The organism is Streptomyces sp. NPDC046831 (genome assembly GCF_040645305.1).
Lineage (GTDB): Bacteria > Actinomycetota > Actinomycetes > Streptomycetales > Streptomycetaceae > Streptomyces.
The window spans coordinates 124872-144880 of sequence record NZ_JBEYXZ010000001.1; the positions used below are offsets into that span (position 1 = coordinate 124872).

17 protein-coding genes and 4 pseudogenes are annotated in these 20009 nt (G+C 73.3%); 16 read left to right on the forward strand and 5 right to left on the reverse strand.

The genetic code is table 11. The annotated features are described in order from the left end of the window. Window position 1: 1 nt before the first annotated feature. The 4 genes from ABZ920_RS00390 to fabG all read left to right on the forward strand — a co-directional run bounded on the left by ABZ920_RS00390 (window position 2) and on the right by fabG (window position 3634). A complete protein-coding gene (locus ABZ920_RS00390) occupies window positions 2-424 on the forward strand; it encodes a thioesterase family protein (RefSeq protein ID WP_361496820.1) in 423 nt (140 codons plus the stop codon). A 1-nt stretch (window position 425) separates the two neighbouring features. Then, complete coding sequence (locus tag ABZ920_RS00395; RefSeq protein ID WP_361496823.1) at window positions 426-1364, forward strand: fumarylacetoacetate hydrolase family protein; 939 nt, start codon at window positions 426-428, stop codon at window positions 1362-1364. Window positions 1365-1777: 413 nt separating this feature from the next. Further along, entirely contained in the window at window positions 1778-2860 is a 1083-nt protein-coding gene (locus tag ABZ920_RS00400) for a branched-chain amino acid aminotransferase (protein ID WP_361496826.1), read from the forward strand. A gap of 54 nt (window positions 2861-2914) precedes the next feature. Further along, window positions 2915-3634, forward strand: a complete 720-nt coding sequence (fabG, locus tag ABZ920_RS00405; protein ID WP_361496829.1) for a 3-oxoacyl-ACP reductase FabG — start codon at window positions 2915-2917, stop codon at window positions 3632-3634. A gap of 19 nt (window positions 3635-3653) precedes the next feature. On the opposite strand, the gene ABZ920_RS00410 is transcribed toward fabG, so the two are convergent. Continuing rightward, entirely contained in the window at window positions 3654-4244 is a 591-nt protein-coding gene (locus ABZ920_RS00410) for an XRE family transcriptional regulator (RefSeq protein WP_361496832.1), read from the reverse strand. A gap of 68 nt (window positions 4245-4312) precedes the next feature. On the opposite strand from ABZ920_RS00410, the gene ABZ920_RS00415 reads away from it, so the two are divergent. The 5 genes from ABZ920_RS00415 to ABZ920_RS00435 all read left to right on the forward strand — a co-directional run bounded on the left by ABZ920_RS00415 (window position 4313) and on the right by ABZ920_RS00435 (window position 10028). Next, window positions 4313-4996: an AzlC family ABC transporter permease gene (locus ABZ920_RS00415; RefSeq protein WP_361496835.1), complete on the forward strand. Its 684-nt coding sequence runs from the start codon at window positions 4313-4315 to the stop codon at window positions 4994-4996. Next, entirely contained in the window at window positions 4993-5325 is a 333-nt protein-coding gene (locus ABZ920_RS00420; RefSeq protein WP_361496838.1) for an AzlD domain-containing protein, read from the forward strand. Before ABZ920_RS00415 ends, ABZ920_RS00420 begins: the two co-directional genes overlap by 4 nt. A gap of 1352 nt (window positions 5326-6677) precedes the next feature. Continuing rightward, window positions 6678-7046 (forward strand): LuxR C-terminal-related transcriptional regulator, encoded by a 369-nt coding sequence (locus tag ABZ920_RS00425; RefSeq protein WP_361496841.1) that lies wholly within the window; start codon window positions 6678-6680, stop codon window positions 7044-7046. 375 nt (window positions 7047-7421) lie between these two features. Further along, window positions 7422-8105 carry a DUF4142 domain-containing protein gene (locus tag ABZ920_RS00430; protein ID WP_361496844.1) on the forward strand — a complete coding sequence of 228 codons (684 nt, stop codon included), beginning with the start codon at window positions 7422-7424 and terminating at the stop codon, window positions 8103-8105. A 363-nt stretch (window positions 8106-8468) separates the two neighbouring features. Further along, entirely contained in the window at window positions 8469-10028 is a 1560-nt protein-coding gene (locus tag ABZ920_RS00435; RefSeq protein ID WP_361496847.1) for an RICIN domain-containing protein, read from the forward strand. A 36-nt stretch (window positions 10029-10064) separates the two neighbouring features. Here ABZ920_RS00435 and ABZ920_RS00440 read toward each other — a convergent pair. The 4 genes and pseudogenes from ABZ920_RS00440 to ABZ920_RS00455 all read right to left on the reverse strand — a co-directional run. Next, window positions 10065-10298 (reverse strand): annotated as a pseudogene (locus ABZ920_RS00440) (alpha/beta hydrolase); the annotation flags it as partial. Between the two features lie 4 nt (window positions 10299-10302). After that, window positions 10303-10472: pseudogene (locus ABZ920_RS00445) on the reverse strand (ABC transporter permease); the annotation flags it as partial. Window positions 10473-10906: 434 nt separating this feature from the next. After that, window positions 10907-12739 carry an AMP-dependent synthetase/ligase gene (locus ABZ920_RS00450; RefSeq protein WP_361496850.1) on the reverse strand — a complete coding sequence of 611 codons (1833 nt, stop codon included), beginning with the start codon at window positions 12737-12739 and terminating at the stop codon, window positions 10907-10909. Between the two features lie 95 nt (window positions 12740-12834). Then, window positions 12835-13254 carry an acyl-CoA thioesterase domain-containing protein gene (locus tag ABZ920_RS00455; RefSeq protein WP_361497565.1) on the reverse strand — a complete coding sequence of 140 codons (420 nt, stop codon included), beginning with the start codon at window positions 13252-13254 and terminating at the stop codon, window positions 12835-12837. A gap of 6 nt (window positions 13255-13260) precedes the next feature. On the opposite strand from ABZ920_RS00455, the pseudogene ABZ920_RS00460 reads away from it, so the two are divergent. The 7 genes and pseudogenes from ABZ920_RS00460 to ABZ920_RS00490 all read left to right on the forward strand — a co-directional run. Next, window positions 13261-13702: pseudogene (locus ABZ920_RS00460) on the forward strand (glycoside hydrolase domain-containing protein); the annotation flags it as partial. Window positions 13703-13882: 180 nt separating this feature from the next. Then, window positions 13883-15748, forward strand: coding sequence for an FUSC family protein (locus ABZ920_RS00465; RefSeq protein ID WP_361496853.1), 1866 nt, complete (start codon window positions 13883-13885; stop codon window positions 15746-15748). Window positions 15749-15841: 93 nt separating this feature from the next. Then, a pseudogene (locus ABZ920_RS00470) lies at window positions 15842-16516 on the forward strand (aminotransferase class III-fold pyridoxal phosphate-dependent enzyme); the annotation flags it as partial. A 74-nt stretch (window positions 16517-16590) separates the two neighbouring features. After that, a complete protein-coding gene (locus tag ABZ920_RS00475) occupies window positions 16591-17265 on the forward strand; it encodes a LysE family translocator (RefSeq protein ID WP_361496856.1) in 675 nt (224 codons plus the stop codon). 791 nt (window positions 17266-18056) lie between these two features. Continuing rightward, complete coding sequence (locus tag ABZ920_RS00480) at window positions 18057-18434, forward strand: ATP-binding protein (RefSeq protein ID WP_361496859.1); 378 nt, start codon at window positions 18057-18059, stop codon at window positions 18432-18434. A gap of 120 nt (window positions 18435-18554) precedes the next feature. Beyond that, window positions 18555-19787: a Scr1 family TA system antitoxin-like transcriptional regulator gene (locus tag ABZ920_RS00485; protein WP_361496862.1), complete on the forward strand. Its 1233-nt coding sequence runs from the start codon at window positions 18555-18557 to the stop codon at window positions 19785-19787. Beyond that, window positions 19774-19962: a DUF397 domain-containing protein gene (locus ABZ920_RS00490; protein ID WP_361496865.1), complete on the forward strand. Its 189-nt coding sequence runs from the start codon at window positions 19774-19776 to the stop codon at window positions 19960-19962. Before ABZ920_RS00485 ends, ABZ920_RS00490 begins: the two co-directional genes overlap by 14 nt. Window positions 19963-20009 lie beyond the last annotated feature (47 nt).

Sequence of the window (20009 nt, forward strand, 5' to 3'; positions counted from 1 at the left end):
CATGGCGCGGCACAGCTACCTCTGCCCGATCCGCTGGTCGGACATGGACGTCTACGGCATCGTCAACAACGTCTCCTACCTGCGCTACCTGGAGGAGGCACGGGTCGACCTCATCTTCCGGATGGCGCCGAACGACGGCGACGCCTTCTTCAGGGACGGCTCGGTGGTGGTGGAACACCGTATCCGCTACCGGCGCCAGCTGGTCCACCGGCACGAACCGGTGGAAATCGAGATGTGGGTCTCCGACCTCCAGTCGGCGACCGTGGCCATCGACTACGTGGTCCGCGACGGCGCCACCGTGTACGCCACCGCCTCGACCGTGATGGCGCCGTTCGACTACCGGGCGGGGCGGCCCCGGCGGCTGACCGACGAAGAGATCCGCTTCTTCGAGAAGTACCTCGAGCAGACACCGGCGGCCGACTGAGATGCGGCTGCTGCGAATCGGACCGCCGGGCGACGAGCGGCCCTGCGCGGTGGGCCCCGACGGCGTCGTCCGGGACCTGGCCTCGTGGGTGCCGGACTGGACGGGTGCGGCCCTGGACCCCGACGCGCTGCAGGAGACGGCGCTGCGGCTGGCACGGGAGGCCGCCCGGCTGCCGGCGGTCGACCAGGCCGCTGAGCGGGTCGGTCCGCCCGTCCGGCCGGGCGGGCATCTGCTGTCGATCGGGCTCAACTACCGGGCGCACGCCGCCGAGGCAGGCTTGGCGTTGCCCGACGAGCCGATCGTTGCCAGCAAGGCGCCGACCACGCTGGTCGGCCCGTACGACGACCTGCTGCTGCCGCCGGGCGGTGAGAAGACGGACTGGGAGGTCGAGCTTGCCGCCGTGATCGGCCGGCGCGCGCAGTACCTGCCGGACCCCGCCTCCGCGCTGCGCCATGTTGCGGGCTTCGCCACCGGCAACGACGTGTCGGAGCGGAGCTGGCTCCTGGAACGGGGCGGGCAGTGGGTGAAGGGCAAGTCCTTCGAGTCGTTCAGTCCGCTGGGCCCGTACCTGGTCACCCCGGACGAGGTGGGCGACCCGGGCCGACTGCGGCTGACCTGCCGGGTCAACGGCCGGGTGATGCAGGACGGGTCCACCGCGGACATGGTCTTCGGGGTGTCCCACCTGCTCTGGTACCTCAGCCAGTGCATGGTGCTGCACCCCGGTGACGTGGTGCTGACCGGGACGCCCGGCGGCGTCGCGCTGGGCCGCCCGGACCAGCCGTACCTGCGGGCCGGTGACGTGGTGGAGGCGGAGGTGTCGGGGCTGGGCGCACAGCGGCAGCGGTGCCGGGCGGTGGTCCTGGGCGGCGGCGGAGCGGATGCCGGGGAGGCCGCGGCCGCCCCCGTCCTGCCCGCCGCGCCCGCACGGGCCCGGTCATGACCGGGCGTCGGCCCCGGCGCAGTCCGCAGCACCACGGCCCCGACGGCCACGGTGCCTGCCTGCCGACGCCTGGACCCCGGAAGGAGAGGGAACGGATGACTGTCCGGCAGTCACTCACGGAGCAGCAGCCGGGCACGCGCGCCGGCATCCGGGCGCGGACAGCCGACCTGCACGCGACCGGAGAACGGGCGCGTCGCGGTCCGAGCGAGCGCGCGACCTCGGCCCAGCACGCCATGGGCAAACTGACCGCCCGCGAACGGATCGAGGTGCTGCTGGACGCGGGGTCTCGGGCGCTTGCTCATCCGCGCCTTCCGGATGCTGCGGAGCAAGCACACGGACCAGCCGTCCCGCAAGCACGCCGACATCCCACTGTGACCTGGAAACCCCGTGACCTCTTGCTCCGGAGCGCACCCATGACGATCACCTTCACCACCGAGACCGCCGTCCGCCGGCCGGCCGCCGAGCGGGCAGCGCTGATGGAGGCACCCGCCTTCGGCGAGGTGTTCACCGACCACATGATCAGCATCGACTGGGAGCAGGACTGCGGCTGGCACAATGCCCGTCTGCACCCGTACGGGCCGCTGGTGCTCGACCCGTCGGCCCAGGTGTTCCACTACGGCCAGGAGGTCTTCGAGGGCATGAAGGCGTACCGGCGCCAGGACGGCACGGTGGTGACCTTCCGCCCGTACGCCAACGCGGCCCGGCTGAACCGCTCCTGCGCGCGCATGGCGATGCCGACGCTGCCCGAGGAGACCTTCGTCGAGGCTCTCGAGCTGCTGGTCGGCGCCGACCGCGACTGGGTCCCGGACCGGCCCGGGCACAGCCTCTACCTGCGCCCCTTCATGATCGCCACCCAGCCCGCCATCGGCTTCTACGGCCCTTCCTCCGCCTACCGGTTCATGGTGATCGCCTCGCCCGCGGCCTCCTACTTCACGGCCGGGGCCAAACCGCTCACCGTGTGGCTCTCCCAGGACTACACCCGGGCCGCACCCGGCGGCACCGGCGAGGCCAAGTGCGGCGGCAATTACGCGGGAACACTGGTCGCGCAGGCGCAGGCCCGGGAGATGGGCTGCGACCAGGTGGTCTGGCTGGACTCGGCGGAGCGCCGCTGGGTGGACGAGATGGGCACCAGCAACCTCTTCTTCGTCTACGGCGACCGGCTGGTGACGCCGGAGCTGTCCGGGACGCTGCTGGCGGGCGTCACCCGCGACTCGGTGCTGGCTCTGGCGGCCGGGCTCGGCCACCGGGCCGAGGAGGGGCGGATCAGTGTGGAGCAGTGGCGGGCCGATGCGGAGTCGGGGGCGCTGACCGAGGTGTTCTCCTGCGGCACCTCGTCGATGATCACCCCGGTCGGCTTCGTCAGAAGTGTGGACGGGGACTGGACGATCGGCGGCGGCACACCCGGCCCGGTCACCGAGCGGCTGCGTGCGGAGCTGACGGGGATCCAGGACGGTTCGCGGCCGGACCCGTTCGGCTGGGTCCACAAGATCGCCTGACCGGCGTCCGCCGGGCCCGGGCCAACCGAAGGTACAGAAGGGTGCGTGGAAGACATGAGCCGTTCGGTCCTCGTGACCGGAGGGAACCGGGGGATCGGCCTCGCCGTGGCGCGTGCCTTCGCGCAGGTCGGCGACAGGGTCGCACTGACCTACCGCACGGGTGGACCGCCGCGGGCCGCGACCGAACTCGGCTGCCTCGCCGTCACCTGCGACGTCACCGACTCCGCGCAGGTGGAGCGGGCATTCCAGGAAGTGGAGGCGGCACACGGCCCGGTGGACGTACTGGTGGCCAACGCCGGCATCACCCGGGACCGGCTGCTGCTGCGCATGACCGAGAAGGACTTCACGGACGTGATGGACACCAACGCGACGGGCGTTTTCCGGGTGGTCAGGCGGGCCGCCGAGGAGATGGTCGACGCAAGGCGGGGACGGATCGTCCTGATCTCTTCGGCGGTCGGCCTGCTGGGCGCGGCCGGGCAGACCAACTACGCGGCGTCGAAAGCGAGTCTGGTCGGCTTCGCCCGGTCCGTCGCCCGCGAGCTGGGCTCGCGCGGGGTCACCTGCAACGTGGTGGCGCCGGGCATGGTCGACACGGACATGACCAAGGCGCTCGACGAGAAGCAGCGTACGGCCGTGCTGGGCAAGGTACCGCTGGGGCGCAGCGCACAGCCGGCGGAGGTGGCGGCCGCGGTCCGGTTCCTCGCCTCCGAGGACGCCGCCTACATCACCGGCACCGTCCTGCCGGTGGACGGCGGCTGGGGCATGGGGCACTGAAGCCGGTCCGTGCGCGTGCTCAGGAGTGCTCCGAGACGAGTACCGCGCGCGTGCCGGGCTCCAGCGCCCGGAAGACGTGCGGGACGTCGGCCGGATAGCTGATGTAGTCGCCCGGGTGCAGTTCCACCGGTTCGTCGGCGGTGCCCACCAAGGCCCGTCCGGTGCCGATCACGACATGCTCGACGACGCCAGGCATGTGCGGGGCGGAGGAGCGCTGCGGACCCGGCTCGGCAGCGATGCTGTAGACGTCCCGCCGGGCCCCCGGTGGAGAGGCGGCCAGCAGAGTGGCCCGGTAGTCGCTCTGTGTCGAACCGATGACCGGTCCCTCGCCCGCGCGGAGCACCTGGACGGGGGGACGGGAGGCGGCCAGCAGCCGGGAGAAGGGGATCTCCAGGACCACGCACAGCGCCCACAGCGTCTCCAGGCTCGGATTGCCGGTACCGGTCTCCAGTTGCGAGAGCGTGGACTTGGCGAGCCCGGCACGTCGGGCGACCTCCGTGAGGGAGAGCCCAGCCCGGACCCGTTCCGCCCGCAGAGAGGCGGCGATCGCTGCCAGGGGAGGCTTGAGCGCTGTCAGCGGCGGCTTGAGAGGGGGGTCGACGTCGGACACGCGCGTTCGCTCCAATGGTCAATCGTTCGCCTTGACGAACACCCGCCAGGGTGTTCACTATAAACGCCATGCGTACGTTATGGGAAACACTGGGCAGGGGGCCACTGCGGGACATCGTCCTCGTCTGTCTGGCCGTGGGGGTCATCGGTCTGTCGTACGGGGCCATCGCGGTCACCTCGGGCTTCCCCTGGTGGTTCCCGGTGCTCATGGGAGCGCTCGTCCTGGCGGCCTCGTCCGAGTTCCTCTTCGTCGGGATCATCGCCGCCGGAGGAAGCCCGATCGCCGCGCTGCTGGCGGGCCTGCTGGTCAACGCCCGCCACCTGCCGTTCGGTCTGGCGGTGCCCGATGTGCTCGGGCGAGGCCGGCTCCGGCTGCTCGGCACGCACCTCATGAACGACGAGACGGTCGTCTTCGCCATCGCCCAGGAGGGCCTCGCCCGCAAACGGGCCGCGTACTGGGCGTGCGGCCTCGGCATCCTGGCCTGCTGGCCCGTCGGCGCCACGCTCGGCGCGCTGCTCGGCAGCGTCGTCCGGGACACCGACGCTCTCGGCCTGGACGCGATGTTCCCCGCGGTGATCCTCGCTCTGATCCTGCCCGCGATGAAAGACCCGGCGCTGCGGCGGACCGCCCTGGCCGGTGCGGCGATCGCACTGGCCCTCACCACCTTCCTGCCGGCCGGACTCCCGGTTCTGATCGCGCTGGCCGCACTGCCGCTGTTCCGGACGAAGAACCGTCAAGGAGCAGCGCGATGAGCCATCCCTTTCCCCTCATGCCGGCGCTGGCGGCCATGTTCGCCCTGGCGGCCGGGACCTTTCTGCTGCGCCTCTCCGGTCCAGCCCTGCGGGCGAAGATCACCTTCCCGAAGCAGGTCGAGAAGCTGCTGGAGGTCTCGGCGGTCGTGCTGCTGGCCGCGCTGACGGCAACCGCGGCGCTCACCGAGGGCGACGGCTTCGCCGGCGCGGCCCGGGCGCTCGGGGTGCTGGTCGGCGGAGTGCTCGCCTGGCGCAGGGCGCCCTTCCTCGTCGTCGTCCTCGCGGCGGCCGGGACGGCGGCGCTCCTGCGACTCGCCGGTGTGGCGTGACGTCAAGGTCAAAGGGTGAAGCAGCAGGGCGCGTCAGCGGGAAGCCGCATCGTCGTCATGAGGGACAGCGACCGCTCGACCGCGCGGAGCGGGCGAAGGCGCGAAGCGGTGCGCTCTTGGTCGGACTGGGCCGCGCGACCAGGCTGATCTACCGAGCCCGGACAGAGCGGGGCCGCACCGGAGGGAAGCCTGGCTTCCGGGCTCGCGCGTTCGCGAACCTGCTCGACGGCGCCCCGCTGACCGTGGTGTGAGTCAACGCCGACGCCCACCACGCAGCTCTCCGGAAGATCGGCGATCGCAGCAGCGACCGGTGACCATCGTCAGGTTCCCGCCATACGGACCCGACCTCCACCCGGTCGAAGGCGTACGGCCTGGCCCACCCAAGTGGCCGACCTCGCTCCCCGTGCAATCGACGACCCCACCCCACTCGCGAGGAACCGCCTGCACGGCATCCGCCGCCAACCCGAGATTCTCAACGGTTTCAGGGCCGAGACCGCACTCGGGCTGGAGCCTCCATAAGCCTGCCACCCCGCTCAACCTCAGCGTCACCCCGACACTCCCGAAGAGCGCGTGGAGCCACCTCTTCGGGCGGTCGCACGCATCTCCACGGGCACGTCGCCCGAGAATTCAAGCCTCATGGCGAAATGCAGCCACATATCTCAGATATTGGATCTGGCATTGATCATTGCAGTAGCGACCGAGTAACATAACGCAAGATAACGACCTCCAGAGGTCGGCCACCCGTCTACGCATTGTCGGCTGTCGTTCGGGATGCCGTTCCATCGAGATGCCCGGAGGGGGAACCACCGTGGGTGGAGGAGTCGAACTCCTTCCGTTGCTTGCACCGCAGAACCCCGTCGTACAACCCGATCACGTTGGGCGTTCGAGCTGTCATCCGCCCACCGCATCCGCTCGCAACCCCTTTCCGGCGTCGACATCGGCCCTGCCCCTTAGCGGACACCCAGAATCTCATGGCCGCCTCCGGTAGCTCGCGGACGGAATTCCGCGCATTGTTGCGACCGAATCGAGCCACCCAGAGGGAGGCGAATCGGCGGGTTGGGCGAGGCCCGTCGCCGTCTCCGAGTGCACCACCGCAAGTGGCCGAATTCCACACGCCGCGCAGCACCGCTGGCCGAGAGATTGTCTGCCCGACGTGCAGTCAGAACTGCCCCATTCGCTCCCCGGAATGACGACGCACCACTCGCCGTACCCATGCCCCGCGGTCGACCCGGCAGGATCAGCCGGCCTTCCCACCCACGCTGCGTGCCTCACCGGCGAAGCCCGCACGCGTCGCCGCGCGCAGCCCCACATGAGACGACCGCCTGTCAGCCAGAGGACACCGAGGATCCGGCATGCTCACCGCAGATCTCTTAACAACGTCCCACCACCTCGTCGCCGGCCAGCAGGGGGCCCGAGTCCACCAACACGTCTGGGACGCGGCCCTGGCACGAGTGCCGCTGTTGTCCGAGCGTGAGCTCGACGTCTTCCGGATGCTGGCGAAGGGGTCGTCGAACCGGACCATCGCGACCCAGCTGGCCATCACCGAGCGCACCGCCAAGGCCCATGTCGCCCAGATACTGGCCAAACTCTGCGTGGAGTCCCGTCTCCAAGCCGGCATCGTCGGCTTCGCCTGGGAGATCCTCACCCACGGCGCCGCGGTCCCCTGTGCCACTGACCCGACCAGGTGCCACACCCTGAGCGCTTCTCGACCTCACGTCTGATACGGCAGCAGCACTTTGACGCCTTCCTTGCCGGCGCACGACGCGGCCCGCGCCGGGATGGTCCAGGACGGCGGAGGGCGCCCGCGCGTGCGCGCCGTCGTGTCAGGAGGCTGTGAGGCCCCTGCGGCCGCGGGCGTCGTGCGCCCCGGCACCGCGGCGGCCCGCCCGTCGTCGCGGCCGCGCAACCCGCCCGGGCACACGGCTCTCGGCTGCCCGGGGGCACGTCTGTCGGCCACTCGGGTGGACGACGGGCCTCCGGTGATAGAGCAGGGCGTTCCCCTGGTACGGATGCGTGCGGGGGGCGCTGTGTCAGCGCCCCGTTCCGATCGCCGGTGCGGTGCCTGTGGCCCCGCCGGCTCGAAAGGAGCAGTTCCCATGCATGCACGACCGGTGGCCGCCGCAGTGGCGGCGGTGGCGCTGTGCGGTATCTCCGTACCCCAGGCATTCGCCGTCGACGGAACCAGTCAGGACGCGACGTTCCTGATACAGGCGCACCAGGGCAATCTCGCCGAGACAGCGGCGGGTGAGGACACCCTCAACCACGCGACGAGCCAATGCGTGAAGGAGGTCGGCGCCGTACTGGTGCGCGACCACCGCAGGCTGGACACGGACGTCAGCGCGCTCGCCGGCAAGCTGAAGGTCAAGCTGCCGGCGTCCCCGTCCGCGGAGCAGAGGAAGCAACTGGCCGCCGTGCAGGCGAAGGCCGGGAGCGCGGCCTACGACGCGGCGTGGCTCACCGCCCAGGACGCCGCGCACCGCAAGACGCTGGCGCTGATCGACCAGGAGATCAGGGCGGGCCGCAACGCCCAGATCGTGGCCGCCGCCCGCAGCGCCCGCCCGGTGGTGGCGATGCACCTGGACATGGTCCGCGGCGGCACCTGCCGCGCGGCCCAGGACACCGGAACGATCCGCGCCGACACCGCCGGCCGACTGCCCGCCGGTGAAGGCTCGTCGGCCTCGGCGGGTACGGTCGGCCTGGCCGGGGGCGGGCTGCTCGCCGCCGGCGCGGCGGCCTGGCTGCTGCGCACGCGGCAGCGCTCGGCCGACGTGAAGCGGTAAGCCACCGGAATGCCACCGGTGACCGCCGCTCTCACGGCCCCGTGCGGTCCGGGCGTGGCGGCCACCGGCTGGCGAACCCGCAAGACGCAGACCAGCGGCGCTGCGTGACGACATCCGGTAGGGCAGGCCCACCGGCCCCCTGACGGCGGCTGCCGCACCGGCCTGCCCGCACCGGTGCGGCGACGGCCTCGCACGCGGCGCCCCGCGCGCCCCCCGAGCACCGGACGTCGACCGGCACATCGTGTTACTCGCCCGGAACCTCTTTCCTCACACGCCCCCTTCCACCACTATGGGCAGCCCCAAACTGGCTGGTCCGTCAGGAACGGTCACGGGGATCAGTACGGGTCACGAGGAGGCGGATCGATGGTGCGGGCCGACGGAACCGGCGACGAAGCCGGTGGCAGCGGCGGCGAGTACAGCGGTGCGTCCGACGAGCGGTTGACGGAGTTGCTGCGCGCCGACACGTCGAGGGCGTACCCCGCCCTGCGGGAACTGCGCGCGCGGCACGGCGCGTCGGTGCTCGCGTACGCCCGCCAGTGCGCCGCCGGTGACGCGTCGGCCCGCCAACTCGCGGCGCAGGCCTTCGCGTCGGCCGCCCGCGAGACCGCGCGCGGTACCGACCCCGGCGGCCCGCTGCGCCACAACCTCCTGCTGCTGACGGCCCAGGTGGCGCGGACATGGGCCGCGGACGAACGGGCCGGCGGACTCGACGCCGGACTGCTGCTCGTCCTGAACACGGCCGGTACCGGCGGCCCCGTACCGCCCATGCTCGCGGCGTTCCGCACCTTGCCGTACCGGGCGCAGGGCCTGATCTGGTACGGCATCGTCGAGCAGGAGTCCGAGGACAGCACGGCCACGCTGCTCGGCCTCACCCCCCGGGACGTCTCCTACGGCACGGACTCCGCGCTCCAGACGCTGGCCCAGGCCTGTCTGCGGTCCCGCCTGGCCGCCTCCGACGACCCGCGGTGCGGCGACTTCCGCCGGCTCATCGAGGAGTCGGTACGGCCCGGCAGCCGCCGCACCAGCGCCGACCTGCACGGCCACATGGCGCGCTGCGCCCACTGCACCGCCGCGTACGAGGAACTGTGCACCCTGCGGGACAGCCCGCGCACGGCGCTGGCCGAGGGCCTGCTGCCCTGGGCGGGCACGGCGTACGTGTCCAGCCCTGGACCCGAGGAGGGGCCCGGACCGAACGGCCGTGCGGCGGCCGCTGCCTGGCCGCCCTCACGGCGCCTGCTGCTGACCTCGGCGGCGCTCGGTGTCGCCGTGGTACCGCTGCTGGTCCTCCTGCTGACGCAGGGCGGGTCGCCCGCCCCCGAGCGGGCGGCCTCGACGGCCCGCCCGGCCGGCCCGCCGCCGGTCACGGTCACGGCGACGATCCCAGCCCCCGCCCCGCCGTCCTCCCCGTCGCCGTCCGCGCCGCCGACCACCAGGACCCCGCCGCCGACCCGGACTTCGCCCCCGCCGCACCGGGCGCACCCCACGCCCTCGCACAGCCGCCCCGCGCCGGCCCCCTTACCGCCGGGCGGCACGTACGCCCAGGTGGTGAACGTCGCCTCGGGCCTGTGCCTGGACATCGCCGGCGACCTGGAGAAGCGCACGGACGTCGTCACCACCGCCTGCACCTCCTCACCCACCCAGTTGTGGCGGGTGGACTCCGAGCGGGACGTGGTGCAGTCGTACGCCGACCCCGAGTACTGCCTGGACAGCAGGGGCGCGGTCGACCGCGGCGTGGGCATCTGGGAGTGCGACTCGGTGGACGGGGACAACGGCCAGAACCTCAGGTTCGCCGTCGACGCCCGCGGTGTCATCCGCCCGAACATCGCGCCCGACCACGCGGTGACGGCGAGCGGTGACGGCTCGGTGTCCCTGGTGCGGGAGGCGGGGCGGGCGGACCAGCGGTGGCGGGCGGGGGCTTCCTGACGGACCCGTGCCCGGCCGGCTCCGGGTTCGCCCGCGCTACGACTCCAGAAACGCCAGGATGTCCGGGTTCAGGACGTCCGGATGGGTCGACAACATGCCGTGGGGAAGCCCGTCGTAGCTCTTCAGCGTGCCGTTCTTCAGGAGCTCCACCGACAGCGGAGCCGAATCCGGATACGGCACGATCCGGTCGTCGGTGCCGTGCGCGACGAGGACCGGGACGTCGATCCTCTTGAGGTCCTCGCTGAAGTCGGTCCCGGAGAACGCCTTGATGCTTGGTCACCACGATCTCGTCGAAGGACAGCGCGAACGCCAGCAGGCCGCCCGCGAACAGCGCCGAGCGCACCAGCGGGAAGGTGACGCGGCGAAGACGCGCAAGGTGCGCGCGCCCAGGTCCGCCGCCTCCTCGTACGACCCGGAGGTACGGCGCAGCCGGGCGACGACGTTGAAACCGTAGTTCGAGATCCAAGACCGCCTCCGGGCGCGGCGGCGAGGGCGGGGCCGTGCGGCGGGAGCGGCGAGGAACCGCCCGAGCCGGCGGCCCCCTCGGGCGCACCTCCGGGCGCGGCGGCCCGGCTCGCGGCGGTTCGCACCGAGCCGGCCGCCCGCGCGGGGCGGTCCGGCCGCCACCGGCCCCGCCGCGCGGGCGGGCCCGCTGCCGGGGTGGTGGCCGAGGCGGGCTCCGGCTGCTCTACCCGCCTCCGGCTGTTCGACCGGTCCGCGGCTGCTCTACCGGCCTCCGGCTGTTCGACCGGTCCGCGGCTGTTCGACCGGTCCGCGGCTGCTCTACCGGCCTCCGGCTGCCCCCGGCTGCTCACCGGCCGGCGGAGCGCGACGGTCGGCCGTCGGCGCGGGGCGGTCCGGCCGCCGGCGAGGGACCCTCAGGAGCCGTACAGCGCTTCGATGTCGGCCGCGTACGCCTGCACGATCGCGGCGCGGCGCAGCTTCAGCGACGGTGTCATGAGGCCGTTGGCCGTGCTGAACTCGTTCGGGATGATCCGGAACGCGCGGATCGCCTCGGCCTGGGAGACCGCCGCGTTCGCCATCGTCACGGCCCGCTGGATCTCGCCACGCAGTTCCTCGTTGATCGTCGCCTCCCGGGGCCGGGCGTGCTGCTGTGCGCGAAGCCGGCACCAGTGCTGGGACGCCTCGGGATCCAGGGTGATCAGCGCCGCGATGAAGGGACGGTTGTCGCCGACGACGAGGCACTGGGAGATCAGGGGATGTCTCAGCAGCCGCTCCTCCAGCACCCGGGGATTGACGCTCTTGCCGCCACTGGTGATGAGGATGTCCTTCTTGCGCCCGGTGATGACCAGGAAGCCGTCGTCGTCCAGCCGGCCCACGTCGCCCGTCGCGAACCACCCGTCGCGCAGCACCGACCCGGTGGCCGCCGGATCGCCGAGATAGCCGGAGAAGACGACGTCCCCGCGGACCCAGATCTCCCCGTCCCGTGCCACGTGGACGGAGCAGCCGGGCAGGGGTCTGCCGACGGTCCCGTAGCGGGGCCGGCCCGGTGGCTGGCTGGTCACGGCGGCGGTCGTCTCGGTGAGCCCGTACCCGTCGTGGATGGTGACCCCGGCTCCGGCGAAGAACAGGCCGAGTTCCCGGTCGAGACTCGACCCGCCGGAGGTGGCATACCGGACCCGGCCGCCGAGGACGGCCCGCAGCCGCCCGTACACCAGACGGTCGAAGACGGCGTGCGAGGCCTTCAGCAGCGGCCCCGGCCCCGAGCCCTCGCCCCTGTCCCGGCGCTCCAGTTCCTCGGCGTAGCGCACCGCGACGTCCACGGCCCGGTCGAAGAGCGTCTCACGGCCGGCCGCTTCGGCCGAACGCCGAGCCGAGTGGAAGATCTTCTCGAAGATGTACGGCACGGCGAAGACGTACGTCGGCCGGAACGACGCCAGGGCGGGCAGCAGCGCGGCGGGGGACAGGTCCGGCTGATGCCCCAGCCGGATGCCGCCGCGCATGCAGACGACCTGCACCATCAGGCCGTAGATGTGGGAGAGGGGGAGGAAGGCCAGAACGGCCGGCTGCTCACCGGGCTCGGCGAGGATCTCCCGCCAGCCCGCGTTCAGGGTGTCGCATTCGGCCGCGAGACTGGCGTGGGTGATCAGGCAGCCCTTGGGGTGGGGGCCGGTGGTGCCGGAGGTGTAGGCGATGGTGGCGATCGAGCCCGGCTGCACTGCCCTGCGGTGCTGGTGCACCACGTGGTCGGGGATGCCCCGGCCCGCGTCCGCCAGCCACTGGACGCAGTTCGCGTCCAGTTGCCATATCGCCCGCAGCAGCGGCAGCTGGTCGCAGACCGCCCCCACGGTCATGGCATGGTCCTCGTGTTCCACCACGACGGCCACCACCTGCGCGTCCGACAGGATCCAGCGGACCTGGTCCGCCGAGGAGGTCGGGTAGACGGGCACCACCTGGGCGCCGATGGACCACAACGCGTAGCTGAACAGCGTCCACTCGTAACGCGTCCGGGACATCACGGCGACGCGGTGACCGAACTGGATCCCGCCGGCCAGCAGCCCCTTGGCCAGCGCCAGCACCTCGTCACGGAACTCGGCCGCGGTGACCGCACACCACCTCTGCTCGTCCAGGGGGTCGCGCCGGGCCAACTGCTCCAGTTTCGGGTCGCGTTCCGCCACGTCGTACACCGAGTCCGCAAGGCCTCCCGCCGACAGGGTCTCCACCAGTGCCGGAAGGCTGAAGTCGCGCACGCTACCCCCAGAATGAGCCGTTCACCGTGCCGCGCCCCGCGGCGGGCAGGGGCGCAACATACCGGCAGGCATCCCGAGTGCCTAGGTACTGTCCGTCAATTCCCGTTGCATCGGTGCGCGGTGGCGGAGCTGGGGAGTGCCCCCACGCTCTTCAGGCCGTGGGGGAGCGGTCGTCGGGCGGAGAGGCACCCCCGCAAGGGGGTGTCCGCGGGCGCGCCCGCAAGGGGCGGCCAGGCGCCGGGAGCGGGTGCGGCGGGCATGGGCAGATCGGTGTGGGACGGCCCGTGCCCGCCCCGTCCGAACACGGCCGTACCCGTCAGGACCGGGGCGTCTGCCTGGACCGCGGTGACGGAGGACATCGAGGTGCGGCGGCCCGCGCGCAGAATGCGGGACGTGAACTGCAGCGGGCGCTCGTCCACCGGGGTCCGTGTCCGGTCGCGCCGCGTCGGCGCGCCCCGGCTCGGGCCCGGCTCACCCCGAGCGGCGGGCGATCCCCGGCTTCCCGCAACAGGCACCGCGACTACCTCTCGACCGGGCAGCCCTGGAAGACACCGACGTGGTGCACGCCGCCCTCACCCTGTTCACCGACACGCCGACCGGCATGACGGGCAACGACGACCTGGGCACCATGTCCGCCGCGCCTGGAACGTGGTGTCGTCGATCGGCATCTTTCCGGTGCAGCCCGGCCACGACACCTGGGGCCTGTCCACGCCCGTCTTCGACCGCGTCGACCTCACCCTCGACCGCTGCCACTACCCGCGCGGCCCGCTGACGGTGACGGCGCCCGGCACCTCGGACGCACGCCGCTGGATCCAGTCGGCCGGCGTCGACGGCTCCGCCCACGCACGGACGTACCTGACGGCGGACGACCTGCGGAACACCCGCTCGCTCGCGTTCACCGTCGGCACCGAGCCCGCCGCGTGGGGCACGGCCGCCGAGGCGGGGCCGCCCCCGCTGAACTGAACCGGTACCTGCCACGATCCGGGTCCCGCCGCTTCCGAGCGGCGGGACCCGCCGGTGCGGGCCCCTGCCCCGGCGCCGGCGTGAGCCGGGGCAGGACAGGGCCGGCCTCAGCGGATCCCCGGCCGGCGGCGGACGCGGAGTACCATGCTGGGGGTGCTTGCGTGAACCGCGCGTTCGCGCATGGACGGCACTTCCACCGCCCCGCCCACCCCCAAGGTCATGTCCCACCGCACGTTCCCCCGTCCGTCGCCGGCCCGGGCCGGCCTGCGAGGCCGAGTGGGACGGCTGCCGCGCGTGCTGTCCCCGCGGGGTGCGCTCTCGCTCCGGCGGGTGGACGGAGCGCTCCTCTTCGCCGTGCGCGCGGCGCTGGCCATGATCCTGCCGGTCCTGCCGCTGGTGCTGTCGGGGCGTCCCGACCTCGCCGTCTTCCCCATGCTGGGCGCCTTCACCACGACCTTCGGCCGTAACCTCCCCTACCCCCGCCGGGCGCGCGTCCTCGCGGTCGTCGCGCTCGCGATGACGGCCTGTGTCGGCGGCGGCTCCGCCCTCGCCGCGCTGACCGACGCGCAGACGAGCACCGCCGGTGCGCTGACGGTGATCGTCGCGATGGCGGTGGTGGCCGGACTCGCGAAGTTCGCCTGCGACGCGGCCGGCCTCGGCGGACTGGGCGCGGTGCTGCTGCTCCTGTCCTTCGCCGTCGCGGCCAACGGTTCGGCCGTGGGCCTCGGCGACGTCCTGCCCCACACGGCGCTGGCCGCGACGGGCGCCGCCGTCGCCTGGGCACTGGCCCTGGTGGGCCGGCTGGTGCATCCGTACCGTCCGCAGCGCCTGGCGGTGGCCGGGGCCCTGCGCGACCTCGCCGATCTCCTCGAGACGGGCGGGGGCGCGGACGGCGCCGGCCCGGCGCGGCACCGGGCGACCGCCGGCATCCTCCGCGCCTACCGGTCCCTCGGCCTGGCACCGTCGACGCCGGCGCGGCGCGACGCCGGGACGCCGGGGATCGAGGTACGGCTGACCGACTGGGCCTGGACCCTGCTGATCACCTCCGTCCACCGGCCGTCGCCCGACGCCGCGACGGCGCGGCAGCTGCGCCGGCAGGCCCGCGCCCTCACGGCCCGGGGACGCCGTCCTCCCTTGCCGCTGCCCGAACCCGTCGCCGCCCGTCCCGAAGCCGCCGCCACGGCCGCGCGGCCGGACGGCGCGGAAGGCGCCGACCGTGAGTCCGAGCGCGCGGTCGCCGCGCCGGACAGCGGCCGGTCACCGGCGGAGACCGAGGCCGCCACCTGCCGTGCCGCCGAGCTGGCGGTGGGCACGCCGTCGGCCGGCCGGCACCGCCTCGCCGTCCACGTCGTGCCCGCCCTGCGTATGACGCTCGGCACGGGCGTGGCCGGCGCGGCGGCCGTCTTCCTCAGCTTCGGACACGGGTACTGGGCCGCTGTCTCCGCGGCCGCCGTGCTGCACTCGGTCAACATCCGCACCAGCGTCCAGCGTGCCGTCCAGCGCACGCTGGGCACCGTGACCGGGCTGCTCCTCTCGGCCGCCATCCTGGCCACGCATCCGGCGCCGGCCGCCGCGGTGTTCCTCATCGTGCTCTTCGAGTTCCTCCTGGAATACGTCGTGGCGCGCAACTACGGCCTGGGCGTCGTCTTCATCACCCCGCTGGCGCTCCTGCTCAGCAACCTGACGTCCCCCACGTCCGCAGGAACGCTCGTCTACGACCGCATGCTGGGCGGCGCCGTGGGCATCGTCACCGCCCTGGCGTGCGCGCTGCTGGTGGTCCACAGCAGGGCGACGGACCGGGTCCGCCGCGCCCTGGCGGCGTGCGCGCAGGCCTCGGAACACGCCGAGCGAGCACTGTCCGGACCCACCGAACCGCACCCCGGGGTGCAGGCGCGGCTGGCCGCCGCGGTGGTGGAGCTGCGGGCGGCCGACGACGCCGCGGCAGGGGAGCTGCGCTCGGTGGGGATCGACCCCGCCGAACTCGCGGAGGCCGAGCAGCGCGCCTACGGCCTCCTCCACCGCCTGCTGCGCCGCCACCCCCTGTGACCCGGCGCCGGCTCCCCGGCCCGTCGTCGTGCGCAGCACGGGCGGCCTTGGCGGATTCCATGAAGAAGGCGTCCCCTGAGCGCTGGGCCGCTCGCGGCCGTGGTGGTGGGGACCGTGCAGGGCGAGGGCAGGGTCAATCCCGCCCGCACCGTCTGGCTCCGCACCCTGGCCTCCTGGGCGCGGGAGCACGGCACGCTGCTCGTGGTGGACGACGTCCAGATGGGCTGCGGGCGCACCGGACCCTTCTTCATCTTCGAACCGGCCGGAATCGTCCCGGACATCGTCTGCCTGTCCAAGTCCATCAGCGGGTACGGGACGCCCATGGCCCTCACCCTGATGCGCCCCGAGTACGACGTGTGGAAGCCCGGCGAGCACAACGGCGCCTTCCGCGGCTACGACCCCGCGTTCGTCACCGCCGCCCGGGCACTGGAGCTGTTCTGGTCCGACGGCGCGCCGGAGGCCCGGACCACCGCGCTCGGCGAGCGCGTCGCCGGCGCCCTGGCCGAGACCGCCCGCCGGCACGGACTGCCCGCCCCGCGCGGCCGCGGTCTGGCCTGGGGCCTGCCCTTCGACCGCCCGGGCGCGGCCCGGGCGCTCCGCGACGCCGCCTACCGCCGCGGCCTGCTGCTGGAGACCGCCGGCATCCACGACGAGGCGGCCAAGATCCTTCCGCCACTGACCGTGACGGACGAGCGACTGGAACAGGGCCTTGGGATGCTCGACGCATCCGTCGCCTCGGTGGCCGGCACGCGGACGCTCGCGGCCTGACCGGCCCGGGCCCCTGCATCGTGACGAACGACCCCTGGCGGCCGGCAGGCGCGGGGCGACGGAACGGAGAGCGGATGTCGGTCGACCTCGTGGGCTTCCTCGGTGTCGTACTGGTGGCCTACGTGGTCCCCGGCCCGGACTTCCTGGTGGTGCTGAGATCGGCCACCGAGCACCCCGCCAAGGGGCGGGCCGCGGCGCTGGGCGCCCAGACCGGACTGTGCGTGCACATGCTCGCCGCGGCCGCCGGCCTGTCGCTGATCGCCGCGCGCTCCCCGGTGGTCTACGACGCCATCAAGCTGCTGGGCGCGGCCTACCTCGTCTACTTGGGGATCCGGGCCCTGCTCGCCGCCCGGCGCGCCGCCCGCGAGCGGCGCGCCGGGCGGGAGACCAGCGGCGGCCCGGAGGACGGCCCCGCGCCGCGGGACCCGGCGCGGGACGGACCGGTCCGCGGGCGGTGGCGGTCCGGCTTCACCCAGGGCTTCCTCACCAACGTGCTCAACCCCAAGGCGGCCCTGTTCTTCCTCAGCATCCTGCCCCAGTTCGTCCACGGCGGCGGCTCGACGGCACAGCAGATCTTCTTCCTCGGCATCCTGGACGTCCTCATCGGCGTCGCCTACTGGTTCGCCCTGGTCGCCGTCGCCGCGCGGCTGCGAGCGCTCCTCGCCCGCCCGAAGGTCCTCCACCGCTGGGAACTGACGACCGGCTGGCTGTTCATCGGCATCGGCATCGGCGTCGCGGCGGCCGCCTGAAGCGCCCGGGAGGGCGTTCTTGCCCCGCGGTGTCCCGCCACGTCGGCGAAGGGGCGCGCCAAGGCGGGGTTGTGGCCGTGGTGAGAGGACGGGTCCACCGGTGTGCGGTTCCTGCGACGGCGGCCCGGCACCTGTGACACCGACGGCACGCGCGGGGCGGCGTTCCGGTGCTCCGGGCATCACGTCGGCCGTCACTCTTCCGGCGCGCCCCGCGCCCTCGAAGCGGTCGTTTTACCACCGCTGTACCGCCGCTGCTCCGTGATCCGGAGGGTGTCACCGAGGACACCGTGGACGCAGTGCTTCGGGAGGCGACGATGCCGGAAGTTCGGGAAGTGACCCGTGCCGCCGTTCCGGCGGCGGCGGTCCCCGGCCGACGTGGCCGGGACGGTCCGCGGCCGCCCGGCCGGCACCTCGCCCGTGCCCGCCGCCCGCCCACCGTGCCCGGGCGCCGTCCGCCGTCCGCGGCCGGGCGCCGCTCCGTCGCTTCCGCTGCTTCGATGAGCTGCTTCACGTCCGCGCCCCGTCACGGTGACGTGGGTGCGGAGGGCGCCTCCCCCCACCGAGGACAGTCATCGCATCCCCGTCCACCTCATCCTCGGTCTGGACCTGCCATGACATCGATCGACAACCCACGTGCTCGCGCGGCACACCACCTTTCGGGATCACCACACGGCGGAGTCTCCCCGGGGCGGCTGTCGGCGCCCCACGTCCGCGGCAACCCGTTCCGGGACCGGGCGTGCCACGACTGCGCCCTGCCGTACGGGCGGTACTTACACCTGCACGTGCAGCCGGTGGCGGCAGAGCTCGGCCGGGTCCGTCGCGAGGTCCGCTCGGTGCTGTCCTCCTGGGACTGCCCGCCGAGCGTCATCGACGACTGCGTGCTGCTGTGCAGCGAGCTGGTCGCCAACGCGGTCACCCACGCGGCGGCCGGCTCGATCGGCGTGAGCCTGCTGCAGGCGGGGGAGAGGCTGCTGCTGGAGGTCACCGACGTCTCCGCGAAGCACCCCGTGGTGCGGCACGCGGACCCCGACGACGAGCAGGGCCGCGGCATGTTCCTGGTGCAGGAGATCGCGGCGGCCTGGGGCTCGTGCCGGGAGCCGAACGGCCGGAAGACCACCTGGTGCACGCTCCTTCCCCCGCCCGCCGGCGGCCCGCCGTCCGGAGCGTGACGCCGCCGCCCGCGGCCCGCGGGCGGACCCCACCCCCGGTTTACCGCCGCTCTCCCGGTCCCCCGCACTGTGGGAGCGGCATCCCGCCCCCACCCCCATCGCGATCGCGAGGCAGGACCTGTGAACGGTTGGACGACGAACCAGCAGAGCCGGGACGGCCGGCCGCTGCCCGCGGTGCGGCACGTGCCGTTCGCCTGCCTGTACCGGTGGGACGTCCACCGGATCTCGGACGGCCGGCACCGGGAGGGCCCCTCCGGCACCTGCACGACCGAGGACAGCGCACGCGCCTGCATCGAGGCCGTCCTGTCCGCGGCGGCGGTCGGTCCGGGCGCGTACGCCTGGGGCCTGCTCAGCCGCCTGCGACCGGCCCCGGCGCGGGAACCGGGCCCGGTGCCCGATCCGGAGCCGGCGTCGTCGTGGTCGCGCGCCCCCCTCGCCTGGGCGGCACCCGGACCGGACGGCAGGGTCGCCTGGCTGCCCGTGGAGGGGCCGCCGTACGTCGCGCAGGACACGGGGGCGCCGCGGACGGAACCCGGCGAGGACGTCCCGGTGCTGCTGGCCCGCTTCGGAGGCCGGCTGCAGTGGTACCGGCAGGCGGCCGGCCTCACCCGTGCCGAGCTCGCCGAGCAGCTCCAGTGCGCCCCGGAGACGGTCGGGCACGTGGAGAACGCCCGGCAGATTCCGTCCAGGTCCTTCGCCCAGTGCGCCGACCGCGTGCTCGGCGCCTGCGGGGAACTGGCCACCTCCTGGCCGGCGCTGATACAGAGCGCCTGCCCGGACTGGTTCTGGCCGATCGTCGAGCTGGAGGAGCAGGCGAGCTTCATCCAGGAGTTCGAGACGGCCGCCGTGCCCGGCCTGCTCCAGACCGAGGCGTACGCACGCGCCCTGTTCACCGCCGCCCACCCGCTGGCCTCGAGCATGCGGATCGAGCAGCTGGTGGCGGCCCGGGTCGACCGGCAGCGCCTGCTCACCCGGCGCGAACCACCCCAGATCATGGTCGTCGTCGACGAGGGGGTGCTGCGCCGCCGCATCGGCGGCAGCACCGTCCTGAGCGAGCAACTGGGACACCTGCTGCGGATGTCCGCCCTGCCCAAGGTGCATCTGCAGATCGTCCCCCTCGACGTGCGCGAGCACCCCGGAGGGATGACCTCCTTCCGTCTGATGGGCTTCCGCGACGGGCCCGACCTCCTCTATGGAGAAACGTTCATCTGCGGGCAGACCACGGTGGAGCCCCAGCAGGTCCAACGGCACAAGCTGGCCTTCAGCCTGATCCAGTCCGCGGCCCTGTCCCCGGACCGCTCGCGCGCGCTCCTGCGCCGTCTGAAAGAGAAAGAAGCCCATGGACCAGCGTGAACTCCCCTGGCGGAAGAGCAGCTACAGCATGGGGAACGGGGGCAACTGCGTGGAGGTCGCGCACGCCGGGGACCGCGTCCACGTACGGGACAGCAAGCAGTCCGGCGGACCGTGCCTGACGTTCGCCCCCGGGCCGTGGCGGGCCGCCCTGGCCGCTGCCGCCGACGAGCAGTGAGGACGGCACGTCGGGAACCGCGCCGCGTGCGAGCGGACGCCCCGGCG

Coding starts and splice junctions, on each gene's coding strand:
- ABZ920_RS00390 (WP_361496820.1), top strand. CDS start 2: ATGGCGCGGCACAGCTACCTCTGCCCGATCCGCTGGTCGGACATGGAC.
- ABZ920_RS00395 (WP_361496823.1), top strand. CDS start 426: ATGCGGCTGCTGCGAATCGGACCGCCGGGCGACGAGCGGCCCTGCGCG.
- ABZ920_RS00400 (WP_361496826.1), top strand. CDS start 1,778: ATGACGATCACCTTCACCACCGAGACCGCCGTCCGCCGGCCGGCCGCC.
- fabG (WP_361496829.1), top strand. CDS start 2,915: ATGAGCCGTTCGGTCCTCGTGACCGGAGGGAACCGGGGGATCGGCCTC.
- ABZ920_RS00415 (WP_361496835.1), top strand. CDS start 4,313: ATGCGTACGTTATGGGAAACACTGGGCAGGGGGCCACTGCGGGACATC.
- ABZ920_RS00420 (WP_361496838.1), top strand. CDS start 4,993: ATGAGCCATCCCTTTCCCCTCATGCCGGCGCTGGCGGCCATGTTCGCC.
- ABZ920_RS00425 (WP_361496841.1), top strand. CDS start 6,678: ATGCTCACCGCAGATCTCTTAACAACGTCCCACCACCTCGTCGCCGGC.
- ABZ920_RS00430 (WP_361496844.1), top strand. CDS start 7,422: ATGCATGCACGACCGGTGGCCGCCGCAGTGGCGGCGGTGGCGCTGTGC.
- ABZ920_RS00435 (WP_361496847.1), top strand. CDS start 8,469: ATGGTGCGGGCCGACGGAACCGGCGACGAAGCCGGTGGCAGCGGCGGC.
- ABZ920_RS00465 (WP_361496853.1), top strand. CDS start 13,883: ATGGACGGCACTTCCACCGCCCCGCCCACCCCCAAGGTCATGTCCCAC.
- ABZ920_RS00475 (WP_361496856.1), top strand. CDS start 16,591: ATGTCGGTCGACCTCGTGGGCTTCCTCGGTGTCGTACTGGTGGCCTAC.
- ABZ920_RS00490 (WP_361496865.1), top strand. CDS start 19,774: ATGGACCAGCGTGAACTCCCCTGGCGGAAGAGCAGCTACAGCATGGGG.